The sequence below is a fragment of the Sphingobium cupriresistens LL01 genome, assembly GCF_001046645.1.
Classification (GTDB): Bacteria; Pseudomonadota; Alphaproteobacteria; order Sphingomonadales; family Sphingomonadaceae; genus Sphingobium; species Sphingobium cupriresistens.
Genome location: NZ_KQ130434.1, coordinates 1,035,231 through 1,055,490 on the forward strand (window position 1 = coordinate 1,035,231; position 20,260 = coordinate 1,055,490).

Annotated in this window: 27 protein-coding genes; 21 read left to right on the forward strand and 6 right to left on the reverse strand. The window is 67.0% G+C overall.

The features are described 5' to 3' along the window. Window positions 1-55: 55 nt before the first annotated feature. The 9 genes from V473_RS05045 (at window position 56) to gp17 (ending at window position 5,119) form a co-directional block, all read left to right on the forward strand. The gene (locus V473_RS05045) at window positions 56-532 is read left to right on the forward strand and encodes a hypothetical protein (RefSeq protein WP_148648325.1); all 477 of its coding nucleotides are present in this window, start codon (window positions 56-58) and stop codon (window positions 530-532) included. Further along, entirely contained in the window at window positions 529-705 is a 177-nt protein-coding gene (locus tag V473_RS23995) for a hypothetical protein (RefSeq protein WP_169793911.1), read from the forward strand. The genes V473_RS05045 and V473_RS23995 overlap by 4 nt, the downstream gene beginning before the upstream one ends. A gap of 139 nt (window positions 706-844) precedes the next feature. Further along, complete coding sequence (locus V473_RS05050) at window positions 845-1,972, forward strand: phage major capsid protein (protein WP_066605086.1); 1,128 nt, start codon at window positions 845-847, stop codon at window positions 1,970-1,972. A gap of 144 nt (window positions 1,973-2,116) precedes the next feature. Continuing rightward, a complete protein-coding gene (locus V473_RS05055) occupies window positions 2,117-3,571 on the forward strand; it encodes a tail fiber domain-containing protein (RefSeq protein WP_066601192.1) in 1,455 nt (484 codons plus the stop codon). After that, window positions 3,558-3,719, forward strand: coding sequence for a hypothetical protein (locus tag V473_RS24000; RefSeq protein WP_165363645.1), 162 nt, complete (start codon window positions 3,558-3,560; stop codon window positions 3,717-3,719). The genes V473_RS05055 and V473_RS24000 overlap by 14 nt, the downstream gene beginning before the upstream one ends. Next, window positions 3,716-3,994 (forward strand): phage fiber-tail adaptor protein, encoded by a 279-nt coding sequence (locus V473_RS05065; RefSeq protein WP_066601196.1) that lies wholly within the window; start codon window positions 3,716-3,718, stop codon window positions 3,992-3,994. The genes V473_RS24000 and V473_RS05065 overlap by 4 nt, the downstream gene beginning before the upstream one ends. A gap of 2 nt (window positions 3,995-3,996) precedes the next feature. After that, window positions 3,997-4,530: a head-tail connector protein gene (locus tag V473_RS05070; RefSeq protein ID WP_066601198.1), complete on the forward strand. Its 534-nt coding sequence runs from the start codon at window positions 3,997-3,999 to the stop codon at window positions 4,528-4,530. After that, on the forward strand, window positions 4,527-4,718 hold the full coding sequence (locus V473_RS05075; RefSeq protein ID WP_066601199.1) for a hypothetical protein: 192 nt from the start codon (window positions 4,527-4,529) through the stop codon (window positions 4,716-4,718). Before V473_RS05070 ends, V473_RS05075 begins: the two co-directional genes overlap by 4 nt. Next, the gene (gene gp17 / locus V473_RS05080; RefSeq protein ID WP_066601200.1) at window positions 4,715-5,119 is read left to right on the forward strand and encodes a tail completion protein gp17; all 405 of its coding nucleotides are present in this window, start codon (window positions 4,715-4,717) and stop codon (window positions 5,117-5,119) included. The genes V473_RS05075 and gp17 overlap by 4 nt, the downstream gene beginning before the upstream one ends. An 18-nt stretch (window positions 5,120-5,137) precedes the next feature. Here the strand turns inward: gp17 and V473_RS05085 are convergent, their stop codons facing one another. Further along, window positions 5,138-5,461 (reverse strand): hypothetical protein, encoded by a 324-nt coding sequence (locus V473_RS05085; RefSeq protein WP_066601202.1) that lies wholly within the window; start codon window positions 5,459-5,461, stop codon window positions 5,138-5,140. A gap of 156 nt (window positions 5,462-5,617) precedes the next feature. Between V473_RS05085 and V473_RS05090 the strand changes: the two genes are divergently transcribed. From V473_RS05090 to V473_RS05135, 10 genes are all read left to right on the forward strand, one after another. Continuing rightward, on the forward strand, window positions 5,618-6,025 hold the full coding sequence (locus V473_RS05090; RefSeq protein ID WP_066601203.1) for a phage major tail protein, TP901-1 family: 408 nt from the start codon (window positions 5,618-5,620) through the stop codon (window positions 6,023-6,025). Continuing rightward, on the forward strand, window positions 6,022-6,348 hold the full coding sequence (locus V473_RS05095) for a gene transfer agent family protein (RefSeq protein ID WP_066601204.1): 327 nt from the start codon (window positions 6,022-6,024) through the stop codon (window positions 6,346-6,348). Before V473_RS05090 ends, V473_RS05095 begins: the two co-directional genes overlap by 4 nt. Next, window positions 6,345-6,542, forward strand: a complete 198-nt coding sequence (locus V473_RS05100) for a phage tail assembly chaperone (RefSeq protein ID WP_066601205.1) — start codon at window positions 6,345-6,347, stop codon at window positions 6,540-6,542. Before V473_RS05095 ends, V473_RS05100 begins: the two co-directional genes overlap by 4 nt. Window positions 6,543-6,625: 83 nt before the next feature. Continuing rightward, window positions 6,626-7,180 (forward strand): tail tape measure protein, encoded by a 555-nt coding sequence (locus V473_RS05105; protein ID WP_066601207.1) that lies wholly within the window; start codon window positions 6,626-6,628, stop codon window positions 7,178-7,180. After that, window positions 7,180-9,510: a DUF2460 domain-containing protein gene (locus tag V473_RS05110; RefSeq protein WP_066601209.1), complete on the forward strand. Its 2,331-nt coding sequence runs from the start codon at window positions 7,180-7,182 to the stop codon at window positions 9,508-9,510. The genes V473_RS05105 and V473_RS05110 overlap by 1 nt, the downstream gene beginning before the upstream one ends. Then, entirely contained in the window at window positions 9,507-10,337 is an 831-nt protein-coding gene (locus V473_RS05115; RefSeq protein WP_066601210.1) for a DUF2163 domain-containing protein, read from the forward strand. Before V473_RS05110 ends, V473_RS05115 begins: the two co-directional genes overlap by 4 nt. Further along, window positions 10,334-10,702, forward strand: coding sequence for an NlpC/P60 family protein (locus V473_RS05120; RefSeq protein WP_066601214.1), 369 nt, complete (start codon window positions 10,334-10,336; stop codon window positions 10,700-10,702). Before V473_RS05115 ends, V473_RS05120 begins: the two co-directional genes overlap by 4 nt. A gap of 54 nt (window positions 10,703-10,756) precedes the next feature. Further along, window positions 10,757-12,952 carry a phage tail protein gene (locus V473_RS05125; protein WP_066601216.1) on the forward strand — a complete coding sequence of 732 codons (2,196 nt, stop codon included), beginning with the start codon at window positions 10,757-10,759 and terminating at the stop codon, window positions 12,950-12,952. Window positions 12,953-12,985: 33 nt separating this feature from the next. After that, entirely contained in the window at window positions 12,986-13,483 is a 498-nt protein-coding gene (locus tag V473_RS05130) for a DUF2793 domain-containing protein (RefSeq protein WP_066605089.1), read from the forward strand. Between the two features lie 200 nt (window positions 13,484-13,683). After that, window positions 13,684-14,706: an OmpA family protein gene (locus tag V473_RS05135; protein WP_066601219.1), complete on the forward strand. Its 1,023-nt coding sequence runs from the start codon at window positions 13,684-13,686 to the stop codon at window positions 14,704-14,706. A gap of 201 nt (window positions 14,707-14,907) precedes the next feature. Here the strand turns inward: V473_RS05135 and V473_RS24005 are convergent, their stop codons facing one another. After that, entirely contained in the window at window positions 14,908-15,084 is a 177-nt protein-coding gene (locus V473_RS24005; protein WP_169793912.1) for a hypothetical protein, read from the reverse strand. Between the two features lie 210 nt (window positions 15,085-15,294). Between V473_RS24005 and V473_RS05140 the strand changes: the two genes are divergently transcribed. Then, window positions 15,295-15,831, forward strand: coding sequence for a superoxide dismutase family protein (locus V473_RS05140; RefSeq protein WP_066601220.1), 537 nt, complete (start codon window positions 15,295-15,297; stop codon window positions 15,829-15,831). 148 nt (window positions 15,832-15,979) lie between these two features. On the opposite strand, the gene thpR is transcribed toward V473_RS05140, so the two are convergent. After that, complete coding sequence (gene thpR, locus V473_RS05145; protein WP_066601221.1) at window positions 15,980-16,537, reverse strand: RNA 2',3'-cyclic phosphodiesterase; 558 nt, start codon at window positions 16,535-16,537, stop codon at window positions 15,980-15,982. 123 nt (window positions 16,538-16,660) lie between these two features. Between thpR and V473_RS05150 the strand changes: the two genes are divergently transcribed. Further along, on the forward strand, window positions 16,661-17,395 hold the full coding sequence (locus V473_RS05150) for a Bax inhibitor-1/YccA family protein (protein WP_066605094.1): 735 nt from the start codon (window positions 16,661-16,663) through the stop codon (window positions 17,393-17,395). 155 nt (window positions 17,396-17,550) lie between these two features. On the opposite strand, the gene V473_RS05155 is transcribed toward V473_RS05150, so the two are convergent. From V473_RS05155 to V473_RS05165, 3 genes are all read right to left on the reverse strand, one after another. After that, window positions 17,551-18,180 carry a glutathione S-transferase family protein gene (locus V473_RS05155; protein ID WP_066601223.1) on the reverse strand — a complete coding sequence of 210 codons (630 nt, stop codon included), beginning with the start codon at window positions 18,178-18,180 and terminating at the stop codon, window positions 17,551-17,553. A 67-nt stretch (window positions 18,181-18,247) separates the two neighbouring features. After that, on the reverse strand, window positions 18,248-19,486 hold the full coding sequence (locus tag V473_RS05160; RefSeq protein ID WP_066601224.1) for a hypothetical protein: 1,239 nt from the start codon (window positions 19,484-19,486) through the stop codon (window positions 18,248-18,250). 70 nt (window positions 19,487-19,556) lie between these two features. Then, the gene (locus V473_RS05165; protein ID WP_066601226.1) at window positions 19,557-20,228 is read right to left on the reverse strand and encodes an alpha/beta fold hydrolase; all 672 of its coding nucleotides are present in this window, start codon (window positions 20,226-20,228) and stop codon (window positions 19,557-19,559) included. Window positions 20,229-20,260: the final 32 nt, after the last annotated feature.

Sequence of the window (20,260 nt, forward strand, 5' to 3'; positions counted from 1 at the left end):
CACTAATGCTCTCAAGCTATTGGCAAATGGCTGCCCACCTGCCTAAATGCGTATTATGAGCGAACTTCACGCACCATATATCGTCCAATGGGTCGCGAAAACGCTGTGGACGATACCTGCGCCGACCAAATCTTGGGCAGATATTGTTGGGCACTTGGTGTGGCCTTGTGTGACATTATTCTTGGTTTTACGATTCCGTATTTCCATAAGAAGGATGTTGAACATCCTCATCGAGCGATTAAAAACGGATCATGTCAAAACGCCTCTGTTCGAATTGACGCCTAACTCGCAGGTTATTGTTCTCGATCCTGAGGATGTCGCGGAGTCCACCGATCACTATGATTCAGATGACGTTCAACGGATTGAAGCCATATTCTCGTTCATCGCAGCCGACGATGGATGGGAAAAAATTTCAGATTGGGTCAACCAAAATTATGGCGAAGCGTTAGATATAGAGGATTTCGTAACCGACCCCGATCATGCTAAAGACCGCGAGCGAGCCTTCAGAGAAATTGAAGGATTAGAGATATGAACAAGAAGTTTTTCACCAAAGTTTCCCCCAAGGCTGTGGGCGGTATTCGCCGCCTATATGAAGCGCAGGGCGGTGAAGTCCACGCCAAGCTACAAGGCGATGGCTCGGCCATTGTGGTTGTGACGTTGGCGGAAAGTAAGGAAAAGCGGCGTAAAGCGCCAATCGCCGCATAATCGACCTAGCACCGACCCCGTGTCGGTATTCTGGCGGTTTATGAGAGGGCCGCGAGCGGTCCAGTAAAAAAGCACGACTTATTCAAGGGCGGTCCCATCCGGGGCCGCCTTTTTCGTTTCTGCAAGCGGGAGAATGTACATGACGGATCAGGTGACGGACGCACTGGAAGCGCGGTTCGATGCGGTGGTGCAGGGGGAGCGGATCGATGGACTGGAGGGGGAGATTGCGGCGCTGAAAGGGGCTTTGCTGGCCGCGCAGCGACCGGCGCTCGATGGCGTGAAAGGGGGCGCGGTCGATCCGGCGCGGGCGGCGTTTGTCGATCGCTATCTGCGGCAGGGGCATGAAGCGGGCGTGGAGCTGAAGAGCTTTTCCGGGGCTTCCGGCGCGGCGGGTGGTTATGCGGTGCCGCGGGAGATCGACCAGTTGATCGGATCGACGCTCAAGGCCATTTCGCCGATCCGCGGCATCGCCAATGTGGTGCGCACCGGGACGGCGGGGTATCGCAAGCTGGTGACGTCGGGCGGCATCGTGTCGGGCTGGGCGAGCGAGACGGGCGCGCGGGCCGAGACGGGGACGCCCGTCTTTAACGAGATCGCGCCGCCCAGCGGCGAGCTGTTCGCCAATCCGGCGGCGAGTCAGGCGATGCTGGACGATGCGCAGTTCGATGTCGAAGCCTGGCTGGCGAGCGAGATCGCGCGCGAATTTGCGGCAGCGGAGGGCGCGGCCTTCGTCAACGGCAACGGGACGAACAAGCCCAAGGGTTTCCTGACCTATACCACGACCAATGAGGTCGACGGCGTGCGCGCCTTTGGCTCGCTGCAATATCTGGCGTCGGGCGCGGCGGGCGCCTTTGCCGCGTCGAACCCGCAGGACAAGCTGATCGACCTGGTCCAGAGCCTGCGCGCGCCCTATCGCCAGGGGGCGAGCTTCGTGATGAACAGCGCCACGCTGGCGGCGGTGCGCAAGATGAAGACGAGCGACGGCGCGTTCATCTGGCAGCCGGGGCTGAGCGGCGGACAGCCCGCAACCTTGCTGGGCTATCCGGTGGTCGAGGCGGAGGACATGCCCGATATCGCCGCCAACAGCCTGTCGATCGCTTTCGGCAATTTCCAGGCCGGCTATGTCATCGCCGAACGCAGCGAGACGAGCATCCTGCGCGATCCGTTCAGCAACAAGCCGTTCGTGCATTTCTACGCCGTCAAGCGGATCGGCGGCGCGGTGGCCAATAGCGAGGCGATCAAGTTGATGAAGTTCGCCGCTTCGTGATGGGATGGGGGGAGGCTGCGTGTCCTTCCCCCTCTTCCAACTGCGCCTGAGCCCTGCGGGCTAAGGCTTCGTATCTTTCTCCGCTGGGGGAGAAGGTTCTGGGGGAGCGTCCTTGCGCTCCCCCTTTTTTGTGAGGGGGCGGGCGTGGCGATCACGGAACTGGAGATGGCGGACCTGGTGCGCGAGACGTGCCATGCGGGGGGCGCGGGGCCGCTGGCGCTGGGCGGGCCGTTGCCGGGCTATCGCGGCTTTGCCGCGGCGACTGGTCCTGGCGCGACCTTTCCCTATGTCATTCAGGGCGTAGCCGATCCCGGCCAATGGGAGGCGGGGACGGGCGGAATCGATGACGAAGGCCGCCTGGTGCGGGCGCCGCAAGCCTCTTCGGCGGGCGGCGGCGCGGTGGATTTCGTTGTAGGCGAGAAGCATGTCGGGCTGGCGCTGCACGCGGGTTGGGTCGCACAGGTCAACGATCATGGCCATGGGTTGGATGAGATTGCGGGGCTGGATACGGCGCTGGCGGGCAAGCAGGCGGCAAGCGACGAATTGAGCGCGATCGCGGCGCTGGCGACTAGCGGGTTCGGACGGGGATTGTTGACGCAGGCCGACGGCGCGGCGGTGCGATCCTATGTCGGGGCGCTGGGGGGCAGCGGCGAGGCGCAGATATCGGCCGGTACGCTGACGGTCAATGCCAGCGGCGCAGCCTTCACCCCGATCGCGAGCGAGACGATCACCGCCTATCGCAATGAAGGGACCGCCATCATGGCGGTGCGCGGCGATGGGATCGGCGCGTCGATGCGGGCCTATGCCCATGGCGCCAGTTCCGCGTCGATGCGGCTCTATCGGGCGCTGGGATCGCAGGCGTCGCCGGCCAATCTGGAGAGCGGCGCGGTGATCGGCGACGTCGCTTCCTTCGCCTATATCGGCGGCGCGTTCGAGGAAGTGACGCGAATGCGCGCGACGCTGATATCGGCGTCGCCGGGCGCGTCGAACAAGCAGGTCATGTTTTCCTGGCACGCGACCCGCGACGGGACGAGCGGGGGGCCGGCCAGCCTGATGCGGTTGCAATATGGCATGGTCGATTTCGCCGGCCATGTCGCGCCGTTGACCGACAATATCTATGCGCTGGGCGGCGCTACGACGCGCTGGAGCCAGGTATATGCGGCGAGCGGGACGATCAACACGTCCGACGCGCGGACCAAATGCGATGTCGGAACGGTCGACGATGCCCTGATCGACGCCTGGGGCGCGGTCGGCTGGCGCCGCTATCGCTTCGTCGAGGCGGTGGCCGAGAAGGGCGACGCGGCGCGCTGGCATCTGGGGCTGGCGGCGCAGCAGGTGCGCGATGTGATCGATGCGCGATTGGGCGAAGGCGCGGCGATCCGCTGGGGGCTGTTGTGCCACGATAGATGGGACGCGGAGCCGGAATTGCGGAGCGAGGACGGCGCGATCGTGCGGGCGGCGCGGGATGCGGGAGAGCGGTGGGGCCTGCGCTATGACGAATGTTTCGCGCTGGAGGCGCTGTGGCAGCGGCGCGCGATCGCGGCGCTGGCGGCGCGTCTGGATGCGCTGGAAACAGGAGGCGGCGATGCTGGCGGGTGAGGCGATCGGCGCGGGCGCGCTGGGCGCGGTGCGGGTGGCGACGCCGGGGCCGTGGGACTGGGGCGTCCGGCCGGGGCAGGGCGCGCGGGTGGCCGCGCGCGAGGGGGCGATGCGGCCCGATCAACATGAGGGGAGCAAGGTCCGATGAGCCTTTTTGTCAAAGACCCGCAGGCGCGGGTCGATCATGCGATCGACTGGTCCGCCTATCTGGCCGGGCAGAGCCTGGTCGCCAGCCTGTGGACGGTTAGCCCGGTCGAGACGGGCGGGCTGGTGGTGGAAGCGAACGCCTTTGAGGCGCAGCGCAGCAGCGTGCGGCTGAATGGGGGCGTGGCGGGGCGCATCTATCGGCTGACCAACCGCGTCACCCTGTCCGACGGGCAGGTGGACGAGCGGTCGGTGACGATGCGGGTGGAGGAGCGCTGAAGATGGTGGAGCAACCGGAGAGCGGGGCGCTGGCGGCATCGCTGGCGGAGTTGAAGGCCTATTTGCGGATCGAGACGGGGGCGCAGGATGCGGTGCTGGCCGGGTTGCTGCGTAGCGCGGCGGCGCTGTGCGAGCAATTTATCGGCCAGTGGCTGATCGCGCGGGCGGCGCGCGAGACGGTGGCGGGCGACGGCGGCTGGCAAAGGCTGTCGGCGCGGCCGGTGGCGGCGATCGAGACGGTCGAGGCGGTGGATGCCGACGGGGTGGCGGAGATGCTGCCGATCGACGCCTATGCGATCGATATTGATGCGGCGGGCGATGGGTGGGTGCGATCGACCCGCGCGGGCGACGGGCGGCGGCTGGCGGTGCGATACCAGGCGGGGCTGGCGGCGGAGTTGAACGGCCTGCCCGAAGCGCTGCGTCAGGGGATCGTGCGCCTGGCGGCGGAGCATTTCGTGGCGCGGGGCGGCGAAAGCGCGCCGCCGGCGGTGGTGAGCGCGCTGTGGCGGCCGTTCCGGCGGATGCGGCTGGCATGAGGGCGCGGCTGGTGGCGCTGGTCGAGGCGCGGGCGGCGCGGCGGCGAGCGCGGATCGTCGCGGCGCTGGAGGCGGCCGGGGTGGCGGCGGTTGTGGAGGGCGCGGCGGTGCGGGCGTCCGCGCCGGGGCTGGCGGCGCGCTGGTGGCGCGATCTGGCGGTGCGGGACGCCGGGAGGAATGGGCTATGAGTGCGGAAGTGGCGGCGCGGGCGGCGGTGATCGCCGCATTGCGGGCGGACGGGGCGCTGATGGACGGGCTGAACGACCTATATGATAGCGAGCCGGGGCGGGCGAGCGCGCCCTATGGCCATGTGGGCGAATGTATCGGCGCGGACTGGGGCGGCAAGGATGTCGAGGGGCGCGAGGTGCGGCTGACCATCGGTCTGCGGAGCGCGGACGAGACGCCGGCGCGGCTGGCGGGGATGATCGCGCGGATCGATCCGGCGATCGGCCAGGCGCAGGCGCGCGATGGATGGCGGATCGTCACCGCGCGGCTGGTGCGGTCGCGGGTGGCGCGGGATGGCGCGGGCGCGGCCTTGGAGTGGCGGGCGGTGATCGACTATCGGTTGCGGGTGGTGCGGGAGGGGTAATGCCCCTCCCGATGGAAGTCAGCCCGACTGGCTGTTTTCCTCATATTCGCTAGTGATCTTGTCGACATATTCCGCGATCTGTTCGTCGGCGTCGCTGTTGGCGGCGGCGTCGGGCATCTTGTCGGCCTTGTTCTGGGCGACGATCGCGGCGCGGAAGGCGGCTTCCTTGTCGGCGCAGGCTTTTTTCATTGCGGACTGGAAATCGCCGACCGGCAATTTCTTTTCCAGCGCGGGCTGAACCTGGGCGCTGAGGCATTTGGAAAACTCCTTGCGCCCGGCGCCGACAGCGTCAGCGGACGGGGCGGCGGCCAGCATCATCACGAGCGAAGCGGCAACAATCATAGAAACCTCTCCATAGCGGCGTCTTCACGTCGATGGCGGCGTGTCCACGCTGCGACCGGATGGTCGAATGCCATCCGAGTCTTTTATTTTTTCGCGATTTTCCGGGCGGCAGCAGGGTGCTTGTCGCGTCGGGGTCGCTTGGCTGGAGAATGCGCCATGGGCGTCGAAAAGGGAAGTGCGTTTCTGCTCAAAGTGAGCGACGGAAACATGCCTGCAACATATGCGACGGTGGCCGGGATGCGGACCACCCAGTTGTCGGTGAATGGCGAGGCGGTGAACATCACCAGCAAGGATTCGGGCGGCTGGCGCGAATTGCTGTCGGGCGCGGGGGTGCGATCGGTCAGCGTGTCGGCGGCGGGGCTGTTCACTGGCTCTGCGGCGGAGGTGCGCATCCGCAACCATGCGCTGTCGGGCACGATCGAGGATTATGAGCTGAGCTTCGAAAGCGGCGAGCGGATGCGCGGGCGATTTCTGGTGACGCGGCTGGACTATGCCGGGGACTATAATGGCGAGCGCAATTATGCGCTGAGCCTGGAAAGCAGCGGCGCGGTGGTGAGCGAATGAGCGGGGCGGCGAACCGGGAGCGGCCCAATGCAGAAAGGGGCGAGGCGGCGCTGGCGCTGGGCGGGGAGGTGCTGACGCTCCGGCCGAGCTTTGCCGCGCTGGTGGCGGCGGAGGCGGAATTGGGGCCGCTGTTCGATCTGGTCGAGCGGGCGGCGGAGGGCAAGCTGTCGCTGGCCGATCTGGTGGCGTTGTTCTGGCATTGTCTGGTGGATCGCGAGGCGGTGAGCCGCGAGGCGCTGGGCGAGGCGGTGGTGGCGGTCGGGCTGGCGAAGGTGACGCCGGTGCTGAAAGCCGTTTTGCAGCAGATATTGGCGGGGAAGTGACGCGCTTTGCGCAGGCCGCGGGGCGGCTGGCGGGGGTGGCCGGGTGGCTGCTGGGCTGGCGGCCGGACGAGTTCTGGCGCGCGACCCCGGCGGAACTGGCGGCGGTGTTGAAGGCGGCGCGGGGGGACGAGGCGCCGGGGGATGGCGTGGATGGCAGGGAGTTGGCGCGGTTGATGGGGGCGATGCCGGATTAAGCATGAAGGTAGGTGTGTGGGGCGCGCCCCCACCCCAACCCCTCCCCTGAAGGGGAGGGGCTTTTTAGGTTGGGAGGCGGGCTGTGGACGAGGAAATCGAGACGCTGGTGGTGCGGGTGCGGGCCGACACGCAGGGGTTGAACCGCGATGTCGAGGCGATGCGGGCGGGGCTGGAAGGGTCGCTGGGCGATGGGGCGGACCGGGCCGGGCGGCGGATCGAGCAGGGGCTGATGCGCGCGGTGCGGACCGGCAAGTTCGGGTTCGAGGATCTGCGCCGGATCGCGGTCAGTGTGCTGGACGAGATTGCAGCGAGCGCTTTGCGGTCGGCCGTGGGCGGCGGGAGCAGCGGGGGTGGGCTGGCGAGCCTGGGCGCGTCGCTGCTGACGTCGGCGCTCGGCCTGCCGGGGCGGGCGACTGGCGGGCCGGTGGCGCCGGGGCGGGCCTATATGGTCGGCGAGCGCGGGCCGGAAATGTTCGTGCCGACGAGCAGCGGGCAGGTAGTCGCGCATGGCGGCGGCGGGGCGCGCGACGTGCGGGTGAGCATCGCGATCAATGGGCGCGGTGGGGAGAGCGAGCCGCGGTTGCTGGCGCGCAGCGCGCGGCAGGTGGCGCGGGCGGTGAAGGGGGCGCTGGGCTGATGGGCAGGATCGAATATTGGCTGGCGGATACGCGGCGGGGACAGGAGACGCGCTGGATCAAGCGGTTCGCGGCGACGCACTGGACCGTCAATTTCCCGCGGCCGATGATGGCGAGCGTGGTGACGAGCGCGCCCGACGCATTGCGGGTGGACACGGTGTTTTACGGGTCGGGCGATCTGGCGGGGCTGATCTGGGACGCGGCGGACCAGTGGAGCCATCCCTTGCTGGCCTATGACACGGATCGGGATTTTAGGGACTGTGTGCTGTCGTTCCGCTGGCGCAGCGGCGGCGTGCGGACATTGGACGAGACGCATGGACCGACGCTGACGATCGAGGGGCGGGATCAGGACGGCAATCCGCGCGCCTGGTATGTGCGGTTGTGGAATTATGCCAATGGCGTGCCGGAAGATGCTGTCATTACGCTGGATTTTTCCGTCATCATGGGCGGTTACGACCTGCCGGACGACGATGATCCGGTGTGGGCGGGCGATGTCGATCGGATGTTTATTTCGCTGGTGCCGCCCGGTTATGACGAGGGCGACACGCCCTTTGCCGGGCCGCAAGAGGGATGGGCGGAACTGAGCGAGATCGCCTGTGACGGGGCGGGGTCCATGCTGACGATCGGCGACGCGATGCTGCCCGAACATGGGCTGTCCATGGCGACCGGCTATGACGATTGTTTCAACCAGACGCCGGAGCGGGTGGTCGGCGCGATCCACGCGCTGGGCTATCGCGGCGCGATCAACCATTATGTCGGGATGAGCCATTATTTCCGGCTCGAACGCTTGGGCGAGGGGCTTTACGTCAGTCTGACGGGCGGGGTGCTCAATGCGCCCTGCGCGGCCTGGCATCGGGATTTTGCGGCGCGGGCCAAGGCATTGGGGTTCGGCGTCATCTGGTCGCTATCCTATGAACTGTTCGATGCGCATTGCTGGAACGACTGGAAGCAGCGGGCCGAGAATGGCGATCCGGCGCTTACCGGATGGTCGCCGCCATCGACATTGTTGTCGCCGGCCCATGGCGGGGCGATGGGTTATGTGCAGCAGGTAGCCGGGGCCTTTGTTTCCATTGGGTTGGAAGCGAATTTGCCGATTCTGTTTCAGGTCGGTGAACCCTGGTGGTGGGTGATGCCGGGCGACGGGCGGATATGCCTGTATGACGATGCGGCGCGGGCGGCGCTGGGCGGCAGTCCGGTGTCGATCCCGGATGCGCGCGGCGCGCTGGACGGCGCGCAATGCGCGTTGCTGGATGCGGCGGGGGCCTTGCTGGCGGCGTCGACCGCAGCGCTCTGTGCGGCGGTGAAGGCGGTCGCACCGGGGGCGGTGACGCATTTGCTGGCCTATCTGCCGACCATATTGGACCCGCGCGCGCCGGAGGCCAAGCGGGCCAATATGCCTGTCGGCTGGGCATCGCCGGCTTTCGATGTGCTGCAACTGGAGGATTATGACTGGGTGACCGAGGGGCGGCCGGGGCTGACCGCGCGGGGCGTGGAGATGGCGACGGCGCGGCTGGGCTATCCGATCGAAGAGCAGCATTATTTGTCGGGCTTCGTGCTGTTGCCGCAGCAGGCGGGGCAATGGCGGGAGATAGCCGCAGCGGCGCAGGCGTCGGTGGCGCGGGGGACGGCGCAGACATTCGTCTGGGCGCTGCCGCAGGTGTGCCGCGACGGCTTTACCTGCTTCAGCATCGATGGGGAGGATGATATGCAAGCCTTTGATGATATTATCTTTCCGATCGCTATCGGGCGGGAGGCGAGCCTCTCGCCGGCCTTTTCCACGCAGATTGTCGAAAGCCCGTCGGGCCATGAGCGGCGCAGCAGCGACTGGGCGGATGCGCGGCTGTCCTTCGACGCCGGGCCGGGGGTGCGGTCCGAAGCGGACATTGCGACGCTGATCGCTTTCTTTCGCGCGCGCAGGGGCGCGGCGCGCGGGTTCCGCTTCACCGACCCGTATGACGATCGCAGCGGCGCGCCGGGCGTGGCGCCTTCGCCGATCGACCAGCGGCTGGGGATTGGCGACGGGGTGCGGGCGACGTTCCAGTTGATGCGCTATTATGGGGTCGGCGAGGAGGCGCAGGGGCGGATAATCACCCGGCCGGTGGCGGGGAGCATCCGGGTAGCGGCTGATGGGGTCGAGATGACCGAGGGGTGGAGCCATGCGGGGTTGGGCGTGATCGCGTTCGACGAGGCGCCGGATGCGGGCGTGGTGCTGAGCGCCGGTTATCGGTTCGACGTGCCGGTGCGCTTCGCCGAGGACCGGCTGGACATCAACCGGGCGACCTTCGCCGCCGGAGAAGCGCCGTCGGTGCCGTTGGTGGAGATACGGGAATGACCGATGCGGAGAAGCTGGGCCAGCCGCTCAATACGCTGGCCTTTTGCTGGCGGATCGAGCGGCGGGACGGGGTGACGATCGGGCTGACCAGCCATGATCGGGATCTGGTCATAGGCGGGCTGACCCATCGCGCCGCGCCGGGGATGACGCCGTCGGCGGTGCGCGCGGGCATCGGCCTGGATGGCGAGGATAGCGACGTGGCGGGCGCACTGTCGAGCGATGCGATCCGCGAGGCGGACCTGATGGCAGGGCGGTGGGACGGGGCCGCGCTGGAATTGCGGCTGACCCAGTGGGAAGAACCGGGCGCGCTGTGGCTGTTGCTGGCGCGCGGCGAGATCGGCGCGGTGGCGCGCAAGGGCGGGGCGTTTACGGCGGAATTGCTGGGCGCGGCGGCGGTGCTGAACGGGCCGGTGGCGCCATCGACATCGCCCGATTGCCGGGCAAGGCTGGGTGACGGGGCGTGCCGGGTCGACATGGCCGCGCGGCGCAAGATCGTGACGGTGAGCGGGGTGGAGGATGGCGAGGTGGCGATGGTCGATGAGAGTGGAGGGGGGCTGGTGGCGGGGGATTACGCCTTCGGCACTTTGCGCTGGCTGAGCGGAGCCAATGCGGGGCTGACGCAGGCGGTGGTCGACAATGGCGCGGACAAGGTGGTGCTGGCCGATCCGCCGGCCTTTGCGGTGGCGGCGGGGACGTTGGCTTTGTTGACGCAGGGGTGTGACCGGCAATTGGCGACCTGTGCGGCGCGCTTTGGCAATGCGCGCAATTTTCGCGGGGAGCCCTATCTGCCGGGGATGGATTTGCTGACCCGCTATCCCGGCGCATGAGCGCGGTGGTGGCGCGGGCGCGCGCTTTGATGGGGGTGCCGTTTCGATTGCATGGGCGCAGCCGCGCGGGGCTGGATTGCGTGGGGCTGGCGGCGCTGGCGATGGGACGGGAGGCGCATGGCGCCTATGGCTTGCGGAGCGGGGATATCGAGCGGGCGGAGCGCTGGCTGGCGGCGGCGGGATTGCGGCCGGTGGCGCAAGGGCAGCCGGGCGATCTGGCGCTGGTGCGGCCGGGGCCGTTGCAACTGCATCTGATGATCGGGACGGGGGCGGGGTTTATTCACGCCCATGCGGGGATCGGGCGGGTGGTGGAGATGCCGGGCGCGTCGCCATGGCCGGTCTTGAGTTGGTGGCGTGCGGCATGAAGTCGCGCGCTCGTTGTTTCTCGACTGCGCTCGAAACGAACGGAGGATAATATTATGGCGACGGTGGTGCTGACGGCGGTGGGGACCGTGCTGGGCGGGCCGATCGGCGCTGCGATCGGCGCGGTGATCGGCAATGTCATCGACAATCAGATATTGTTCAAGCCCAAGGGGCGCGAGGGCGCGCGGCTGTCCGACCTGCAATTGCAGACGTCGAGCTATGGCACGCAGCTTCCCAGGCTGTTCGGGACGATGCGGGTGGCGGGGACGGTGATCTGGGCGACCGACCTGAAGGAGACGAAGAGCAAGAGCGGCGGCGGCAAGGGGCGGCCGAGCGTGACCAGCTATGCCTATTCGGCGAGTTTCGCGGTGGCGCTGTCGGCGCGGGCGATCGGGCAGATCCGGCGCATCTGGGCGGACGGCAATCTGCTGCGCGGGGCGGCGGGGGATTTCAAGACGGAGATTTCCGCCTTTCGCGTCCGTGCGGGCGACGAGGACCAGCCGGTCGATCCGCTGATCGCGGCGGCAGAGGGTGTGGGCCTGACCCCGGCGCATCGGGGGATCGCCTATGTCGTGTTCGAGGATCTGGCGCTGGCCGATTATGGCAATCGCATCCCGTCGCTGACGTTCGAGGTGGAGGCCGATGCTGCGCCGGTGCCGATCGGTGCAGTGGCGGCGGCGTTGAGCGCGGGGCGGCTGGAGGGCGACGGACTGGCTGCGGTGGATGGCTTTGCGGCAAGCGGGGCGGACGTCCGGGCCGCGATCGCGCCTTTGGTCGAGGCGCATGGGCTGGCGCTGCGGTCCGGCGCCGATGGTTTGCGATTAATGGCCATAGGCGTTGCGGACGGGGCGATCGGGGCGGATGGGCTGGTGCGGCGGGTAAACGGGCAGGCGATCGATGCGGTCGAGCGATCGGGCGCAGCAGCCGATGGCGTGCCGGTGGCGCTGAGCCTGCGCCACTATGATGCCGCGCGCGATTATCAGACCGGGGTGCAGCGGGTGACGCGGCCGGGGCCGGGGCGGCAGGAACTGGGGATCGAACTGCCCGCGGTGATGGCGGCGGACGCGGCGCGGGCGGTGGCGGCGGAGCGGCTGGGCGCGGGTTGGACCGGGCGGGCGACGATGACGCTGCGCTGCGACTGGCGGGCGCTGGCGCTGAACCCCGGCGCGGTGGTGACGGTCGCGGACGCGCCGGGGCTGTGGCGGATCGAGGAACGGGAATGGGAGGCGATGGCGGTGCGGCTGGCGCTGCGCCGGGTGCCAGGAGGGGGCGGGATGCTGCCGACCGGGGCGTCTTCGGGTGCGATCGTGCGGCAGGCGGATGCGCCCCACGGCGCGACGACGCTGATGCTGGCCGACCTGCCGCAGATACAGGACGGGGCGGCGAGCGCGCCTTTGCTGGTCGTGGCGGCGAGCGGCGGGGAGGGGTGGCGCAGCGCGGCGCTGTTCGTGATGGGCGAGAGCGGGGAGGCGGTGCCGATCGGGCGCAGCGCGTTGCGGGCGGTGATGGGGACGGCGGACGCCGCGCTGCCCGATGGGAGCGCGACGCTGGTTGATCGGCGGCACGACCTGCTGGTGACGTTGCTGGCGGCGGACATGGACTTGAGCGATGCGGATGAAGCGGGGTTGGCGCAGGGGCGGAACCTGTGCCTGATCGGGCGCGAGCTCGTGCAGTTCGAGACGGCGGTGCGAACCGGACCGGCCAGCTATCGGCTGGGTGGACTGCGCCGGGGGCTGCGCGGCACCGAATGGGCGATGGCCGGGCATGAGGCCGGCGAGCCGTTCCTGCTGATCGAGGAGGAGCGATTGGTTCAGCCGCTGGCGGCGCTGGGCACGGTGGGGGAGGTCGGGGCGACGCTGCGGCTGGCGGCGGTCGGACTGGGCGATGTCGAGCCGGTGGAGGCGGCGATCGCGATCAGCGGCGAGGCGCTGATGCCGCCATCGCCGGTGCACCTGAGGGTGCGGGGGCTGGATGGCGGGCAGGCGTTCGACTGGGTCCGGCGCAGTCGCGCCGGGTGGCGATGGAGCAATGGCGGCGACGTACCGCTGGGCGAGGAGGCGGAGCGTTATCGCGTCGCGGTGATGGACGGGGCGAGCGTGGTGCGCAGCGCGGAGAGCGGGGCGCCGGGCTGGACCTATTCCGCGGCGATGATCGCGGCGGACGGGACGGCGGGGCAGTCGCTGATGGCGGAGGTGCGCCAGTTGGGGACGCTGGCGCAGGGGCGGGCGGCGATGATCGGCTTTATCGCCTGACGCTTTTCACGGATGATCGAGGAGGAGACGAGCATGGACGAAACGCCGCGTTGGGCGTTGCCGCTGCTATTCGCAGGGCAGGCGCAGAAGGAAATCCAGCATAATGAAGCGCTGGTGGTGGTCGATGCGTTGTTGCACGGACGAGTGGAGAGCGCCGACCTGAGCGCGCCGCCGGGTGCGCCGATGGTCGGCCAGTGCTGGATCGTCGCGGCCGGCGCGTCGGGCGACTGGGCGGGGCAGGCGGATACGGTCGCGCTATGGACGGAGGGCGGTTGGCGTTTCGTCGCGCCGCGCGCCGGGCTTCGGGTCGCGGCGGCCGACCGCGATCATGCCCTTTTCTTCGACGGGACACTATGGCGGAGCGATGCGGTGCGTGGCGATGGCGTCTATCTGGACGAAGAACGAGTGGTGGGACCGCGGATGGCGGCTATCGCGGCGCCGAGCGGGGGCGGCGTGATTGACGCTGAGGCGCGCTCTACGCTGATGGACATTCTGGCCGCCTTGCGCACCCACGGCCTGATCGCGACCTAATATTACGGGCCTGCGCATTTCTTGTTGCAGGCCCGCGTCAATAGTCTAGGATTCCTCCACATTAGCTTGGTAAAGCTGTGAAAGCCGGGCTAGTGCGTTATTTTTGCAACGGTTTCACTAATTGTGGACTTGCCATGAAACCTTCTTGCGAATACAGGGTTTCAGCAGTCCTTCGTGACACTCTTGAAAGGGGAATTCAAATGCGGAAGCTTGCCCTCGCGGCTGCGCTTGCGACCACCGTCCTGGCCACCCCGGCCATGGCGCGTGACAATAGCTGGTATGTCGGCGTCGACGCCGGCGTCCTGCTCGTCGAAGACCAGGACCTCACCTTCTCGTCCATTCCTCCCGGCGGTTCGGTCGTTCCTTCGATCGACTACCATAAGGGCTATGATTTCGACGCCAACATCGGCTACGACTTCGGCGGCTTCCGCCTGGAGGCCGAAGCGGCCTACAAGCGCGCCAAGATCGATTTCGACAAGACCGGCGGCGGCTTCGGCGGCGCAGCTTCGGCTTTGTCGTTCATGCTGAACGGTTTGCTGGACTTCGGTCCCGATGACGGCCTGCAGGGCTTCGTCGGCGGCGGTGTCGGCGTATCGCGCGGCAAGCTGGCTTCGGACATCGTGAACGACAGCGACACCGGTTTCGCCTGGCAGGCGATTGCGGGCGTTCGTTACCCCGTCACCAACAATGTCGATGTCTCGCTGAAGTATCGCTTCTTCAACCAGGACGACATCAAGGTCATCCCGGCTTATCAGAGCATCTACGGCGAAGCGGGTTCGACCGGCGACACCAAGCTGCGCACGCACAGCCTGCTGCTCGGCCTGACCTACAACTTCGGTGGCGAAACGGCTCCGCCGCCGCCGGTTGCCGAATGCAACCCTGGCCCGTACATCGTGTTCTTCGAATGGGACAAGTCGGACATCACGCCTGATGCCGCCACCATCCTGGACAACGCGGTTTCGGCCTACAGCAGCTGCGGCAGCGCACAGGTCATGCTGGCCGGTCACGCTGACCGTTCGGGCGCTGCTTCCTACAACGTCGGCCTCTCGCAGCGCCGCGCTGACTCGACCAAGGCCTATCTGGCCTCGAAGGGTATCCCTGATGGTGTCATCACCACCCAGGCCTTCGGTGAATCGAAGCCGCGCGTCGATACCGCAGACGGCGTTCGCGAAGTCCAGAACCGTCGCGTGGAAATCAGCTACGGTCCCGGCGCGGGCATGTAAGCCGATTTCCATTCCTCGGAATGGAAATAGAATGGGGGGCTGGTCGCAGGACCAGCCCCTTTTTCTTTGCGCGGCGCCAAGAGAAGATTGTCTGGCCGGCATCGATTGCTCAGGTGATTGCGAAGCCCCGACGCGCCACGTTCGGTCCGATGTCCGGTCATCAATTATGCAAGGCCGTGGCATGGCCGAACGGCGCGTGGTCTAGGGCCGGCCGGCGAGATGATGGGGCTGTTGCCGAAGCGTCGATCCCGCGCCATGGCGCGGCGAGGGGATGGCCGGTTCTGTCGCCGTCAAGCCGACGTCGCTCATGACCTTGCGATACTGTCCGCCGGCGGCCAGTTCCCCGACATCGAACAGGTTCCGGCCATCAACGGTCAACCCGACCTATCCGACGTCACCATTTGCCCCGCCAGGATGGGTTCATGGAAGCAGACGACCGCTTCGGCGATGTAAGTGAACCGGGTTGTGATCCTGATCCAGCTTCTTGCGAAAGCTTGTCAGAAGGGCGGTGACAAATTGGTGCGGTTGGGCAACAAAAGCGCTCCAGCGGCGTTAGCGCCTTATCTTGCCCTTTTCTGGGAGCTATCCATGAAAATTCTTCCGCTTCTCACCGCCTTGCCGATCGTCCTCGCCGCGTCGGCCTGCGCCACCACGACGGGAACCGCCAGCGCCGCGCCGACGGCTTCGGCCAAGCTGGCGGCCGCCGACGGATCGGCGCGCGGCATGGCGACGGTGACGCAGGCGGCCGACGGGTTGCATGTCGTGGTCAAGGCGATGGGGCTGACGCCCGGCATCCACGCGGTGCATATCCACACCACCGGCCAGTGCGCCGCGCCAGACTTCGCCAGCGCCGGCGGCCACTGGAACCCGACTGCGCGCCAGCATGGCAAGGATAATCCCGCCGGAATGCATATGGGCGACATGCCCAATATGACGGTGGGACCGGATGGCGCCGGCGCGATCGAATATCATATCGCCGACGCGATGATCGGCGAGGGGGCGACGCCTCTGCTCGATGCCGATGGCGCGGCGGTGGTGGTTCATGCGCAGGCCGACGACAATAAGAGCGATCCGGCCGGCAATGCCGGTGGCCGCGTGGCGTGCGGGGTGCTGGCGGCGGGTTGAGCGCGTCAGGGCGTGTTGCTGTAAACTCATGCGCACGCTGGCTGTTGACGCCGCATCGTCAAGCCATGACGACTTCAGGCTCCGCGATAGGAGCAAAGGAAGCGCTCTGGACCTTCGGGTTCGGGGCGCTTTTGCGATGGGCGGACCGTCAATCCAGCGGCGGTCGCGCCGCGCCGTTGGCGAGGTAGTCCGCTATCGCGTGATAGATCGCGCCCTGCTGACCCAGCCGGCTTTCGAACAGGGTGAAGCGATCGACCCTGAAGGGCGCGCGGTTGAGGGCGGCGTGGCGGGCCAGGAAGGGGTCGATCAGGCCGCCTGATCGGCCGAAGCGGGCAAGGGTGACATGGGGGAGATAGGCGCGGCTTTCGGGCGACAGGCCGATGGACACGCAGGCGCGGTCGATTTTCCGATGCAGCGCGGCCAACGGATCGCGCGGCTTCACGCCGGCCCAGAGCGTATCGACCACGCCCTTGCGGTCGAACGCGCCGACGCCTGTCAGATGGACGTCGAACGGGGCGAAGCGGATCGCGCCCAGCGCGTCGGCGATGTCGTTGGCGCGGTGGCGGTCGACTGCGCCGATGAAGCGCAGCGTCAGGTGCAGTTGATCGTCGCTTTGCCACCGTGCGCCATCGACCCCGTCCATCAGGGACAGGAGGTGGGCGCGCTGATCGGCGGGCGGGCGGATGGCGACGAACAGGCGGTGCATGGGGCCGATATAGGATGATCGACGCGATCCGTCACCGCTCGTGCCGGTTTGGCTTGAATCATGCGACCAATGCGCCGATAATAGGAATACCGGCAAGACATGCCGGTGAAGGAGACGATTTTCATGGCCAACTGGTCCGACCCCCGTTCCGACATTGCGGGCTTTGGCGGCGCCACCGCTGCGCGCGGCGAGGCGTTCGACGCCGGGCTTCGCAGCTATATGCTGTCGGTCTATAATTATATGGCGAGCGGCGTGCTGCTGACGGGCGTCGTCGCGCTGCTGTTCGCATCGAGCGGCATGGCGGCGTCCGTGTTCACCGGCCCCGGCATCCTGAAATATATCGTGATGTTCGCGCCTTTGCTGTTCGTTATGGTGCTGAGTTTCGGGATTAATCGCCTGTCCACCGTGGCGGCGCAGGGCCTGTTCTGGGCCTATGCGGCGGTGATGGGCGTATCGTTGTCCTACATCTTCCTGGCCTATACCGGCACGTCGATCGCGCAGACGTTCTTTGCGACGGCAGCGGCCTTTGCGGGGTTGAGCCTGTGGGGCTACACCACCAAGAAGGATCTGTCGGGTTTCGGCACCTTCCTGATCATGGGCGTGGTCGGTCTGCTGGTGGCGAGCCTGATCAACATCTTCATGCAATCGAATGCGATGAGCCTGGTCATCAGCGGCGTCGGCGTGCTGCTGTTCGCGGGTCTGACCGCCTATGACACGCAGAAGATCAAGAGCATTTATGCGCAGGTCGCGGGCACCGACATGATGGGCAAGTCGGTGGTGATGGGAGCGTTGAACCTCTATCTCGACTTCATCAACATGTTCATGTTCCTGCTGCGCCTGTTCGGCGATCGTCGCTGATCCTTGCGGACTTGTGCGTATAAAAGGCCCGGCGGAGCGATCCGCCGGGCCTTTTCGTTGATGAGACAATGGCCGGTCGTTTCGAGCGCAGTCGAACAACGCATGGGAAGCGCCAGCCGCTTCTCGACTGCGCTCGAAGCGAGTGGAGGGGTGGCTCAGCCCTCTTTCTGCATCGCGGCGATCAGGGCGCCGTCTATTTCTTTCTGCCGCTTATAGGCGGGGCGGTCGCGCAGGCGGGCGGCATAGGCTTCGAAAACGGGGCGACTAGGGATGGACTGGAAGCTGATGCCCCAGTCGATCTGCGAGCCGACATAAACGTCGGCGGCGGTGAATTGGTCACCGCAGATCCAGGCGTCACCCGATATCGCGGTTTCCAGCGCATCGATCGTGTCTTCGAACCTGCCATAGCCCGCTGTGCGCTCGCGCCCTTCGGGCAGGGCGAAGCCCATCGCCTTGTTGGTGACGGCGGCTTCGACCGGGCCGGCGGCGAAGAAGAGCCAGCGATAATAGGCATGGCGATCGGCCGGGGGCGGGGCGAGGTTGGCGGCCGGGAAGGCGTCGGCCAGATAGGCGCAGATGGCGGCGCATTCGGTGACGATCCGGCCGCCATGGACGATGGCCGGCACCTTGCCCATCGGGTTGATCGCCAGATAGTCGGGCGCCTTCATCGACGCGGCATAATCGAGGACGACCGTTTCATAGGACGCGCCGACCTCCTCCAGCATCCAGCGGGCGATCTGCCCGCGCGACATGGGGTTGGTGTAGAAAATCAGCTCTTGGGTCATGACGCGCTCCTGAATCGCAAGGCGGCAAGGGTGGCGCACGGACGGGCCGAGCGCCACCCCGTTTCGATCAGCAGCCCACACCCATGGCGCCGCCGAGCATCCCGCCCAAGCCGCCACGACACTTGTTTTTCTTCGGCTGGGGCGCGGGTTCGTCGCCTTCATCCGCGTCGTCGGCCTGGCTCATCATGTCCCCCATGTCCGGGCCGTTCAGCATCCACATTGTGTTGGCGCGATAGCGGACGCGGGCGATCCATTCCGGCTTCCAGGCGATCTTGGGATCTGCGGGGCGGGGCGGGTAGGCGAAGTTCGCTTCGGGACCATAGGCGTAGAGGCTGCCCATCAGCATCTCTCCGCCCGCCTGGGTGACCGCGGCGGGGACGGTGCAACTGGTCTGGCTGGGCGGCATGACGATTTTCTGCGCGATCATCTTTTGCACGGCGGCGGGCGACATCCAGTCCCAGACCGGGCCGCCGAACGCCTGGGTGGCGGAAGACGCCCACCAGACCATGTCGCCATTGCCCTGCGCGCCGAAGGCCCATGCATAATAGCCGGTCGCCTGGGGCAGGCTGTTCCAGCTAATGATCGTGGCGCCACCGGCGATCTGCCGGGCGGCGCCGGTGATGGCGGGCATGAAATCCTGTCTCAGGGTGAAGGCGATGTCGGGGCTGTAATTGCCGGCGATGCGATGGTCGCCGAGCAGGGAGCTGTTGGCGGGGACGGTCTTACGGGTCTGGCCGTTGGGCCAGTCGCCATAGGTCTTGCTGTTCGAGGCGCGGATTTGCCATTCCTGTGGAATCGATGCGCCGCTCATGTAGAGGCCGGGGGGCATCTGACCCTTCGCAACCTTGGCGAAGTCGATCACGACCGGCTGGCCGGGGCCGGGCGTCGCGCCGCAGCCCCAATAGATGAGCAGGCGGCCCCTGGGGCGTTCGCCGGGGATGGGCTGGTCGTCGCTGGGGATGACGCGCGGGGTGACGAGCGGGACCGAAGCGCCCAGGCCAGCGGTGGCAGGCAGGAAATGGTCGGCCGCGGGCGCGCCGCTGGTGGGCGCGCGGGTGGAGCCGAGGCGCAGGACGAGTTCGTGGAGCGGCTGGTTGCGGCCGCCGCCCATTATCATGCCCATGGCCGCGCCCATGCCGCCTCCACCACCGGCCATGGCGGCCATGCCGGACATTGTGCCAGCGTCGATCGTGTAGCGGGCGATGGGGCCGGACGCCTGCTGGCTGGTGCCGGGGGCGGCGAGGAGGGTGAAGGATGCAAGCAGAAACGCGCCGCGAGCGGGGCGCGAAGTCAGGAGTTTGCGCACAACATCTGTTCCTTGATCGTTACGGAAGAGATGCGACCTTTTTTCTGGGATGGGCGCTTGTAGCAGAGATTCAGGCGGCCGGGGAGGGTCGTTCGAACTGACCATGGCGCAGAAAATGCGTGATCTGGTCGGTGACCGGACGGCGGTAGATCATGGCGGTATGGGCGACGGGAAGAACGAGATGATCGGTCTGGCCGGGCAGGTGCGTAGCGGCGACGCTGACCTTGCCATCATTGGGTGCGCGGAAGACGAGGTGGGAGAGCGCGCTGATCATCGGGCGGTCGCCGGCTATAATGCCGAGAGGATAGTCGATCGGGCCGAACAGCGCATGTGTCGCGGCGTCGCGTCGGGTGCGCAGGAGCGCCCCCGAATTGTTGAGGATCGGGCGATCAAGGCGCAAACGATAGAGGAGATCTGCCAGTTCGCTGCCGCTGTTGGGCGTGCCGAGCATGACGACGCGGCCGAGATGGGCAGGACGGTGGCGGGCGAGATAGGCGCGCAGTAGCAGGCCGCCCATCGAGTGGCCGACGCAATGGAGGCGGTGGGCGGTGTAGGCGGGAGCGGCGGTGATACGCTGGTGGAGATGCGCCAGCATGCGGTCGATCGGCCAGCGCCAGCTAGGGTAGCCGATGTTCGCGACGGTGTAGCCGGCAGCGTGGAGGCGGCGGGCGAGGAGGGTGGTCTGGAGCGGGTGACCGCCGAAGCCGTGGAGGAGGAGGATGGATTCGGTCGGCTGGGTCATGGGGTTAGGTTCATCTTGCGGTGTGTCGGCGA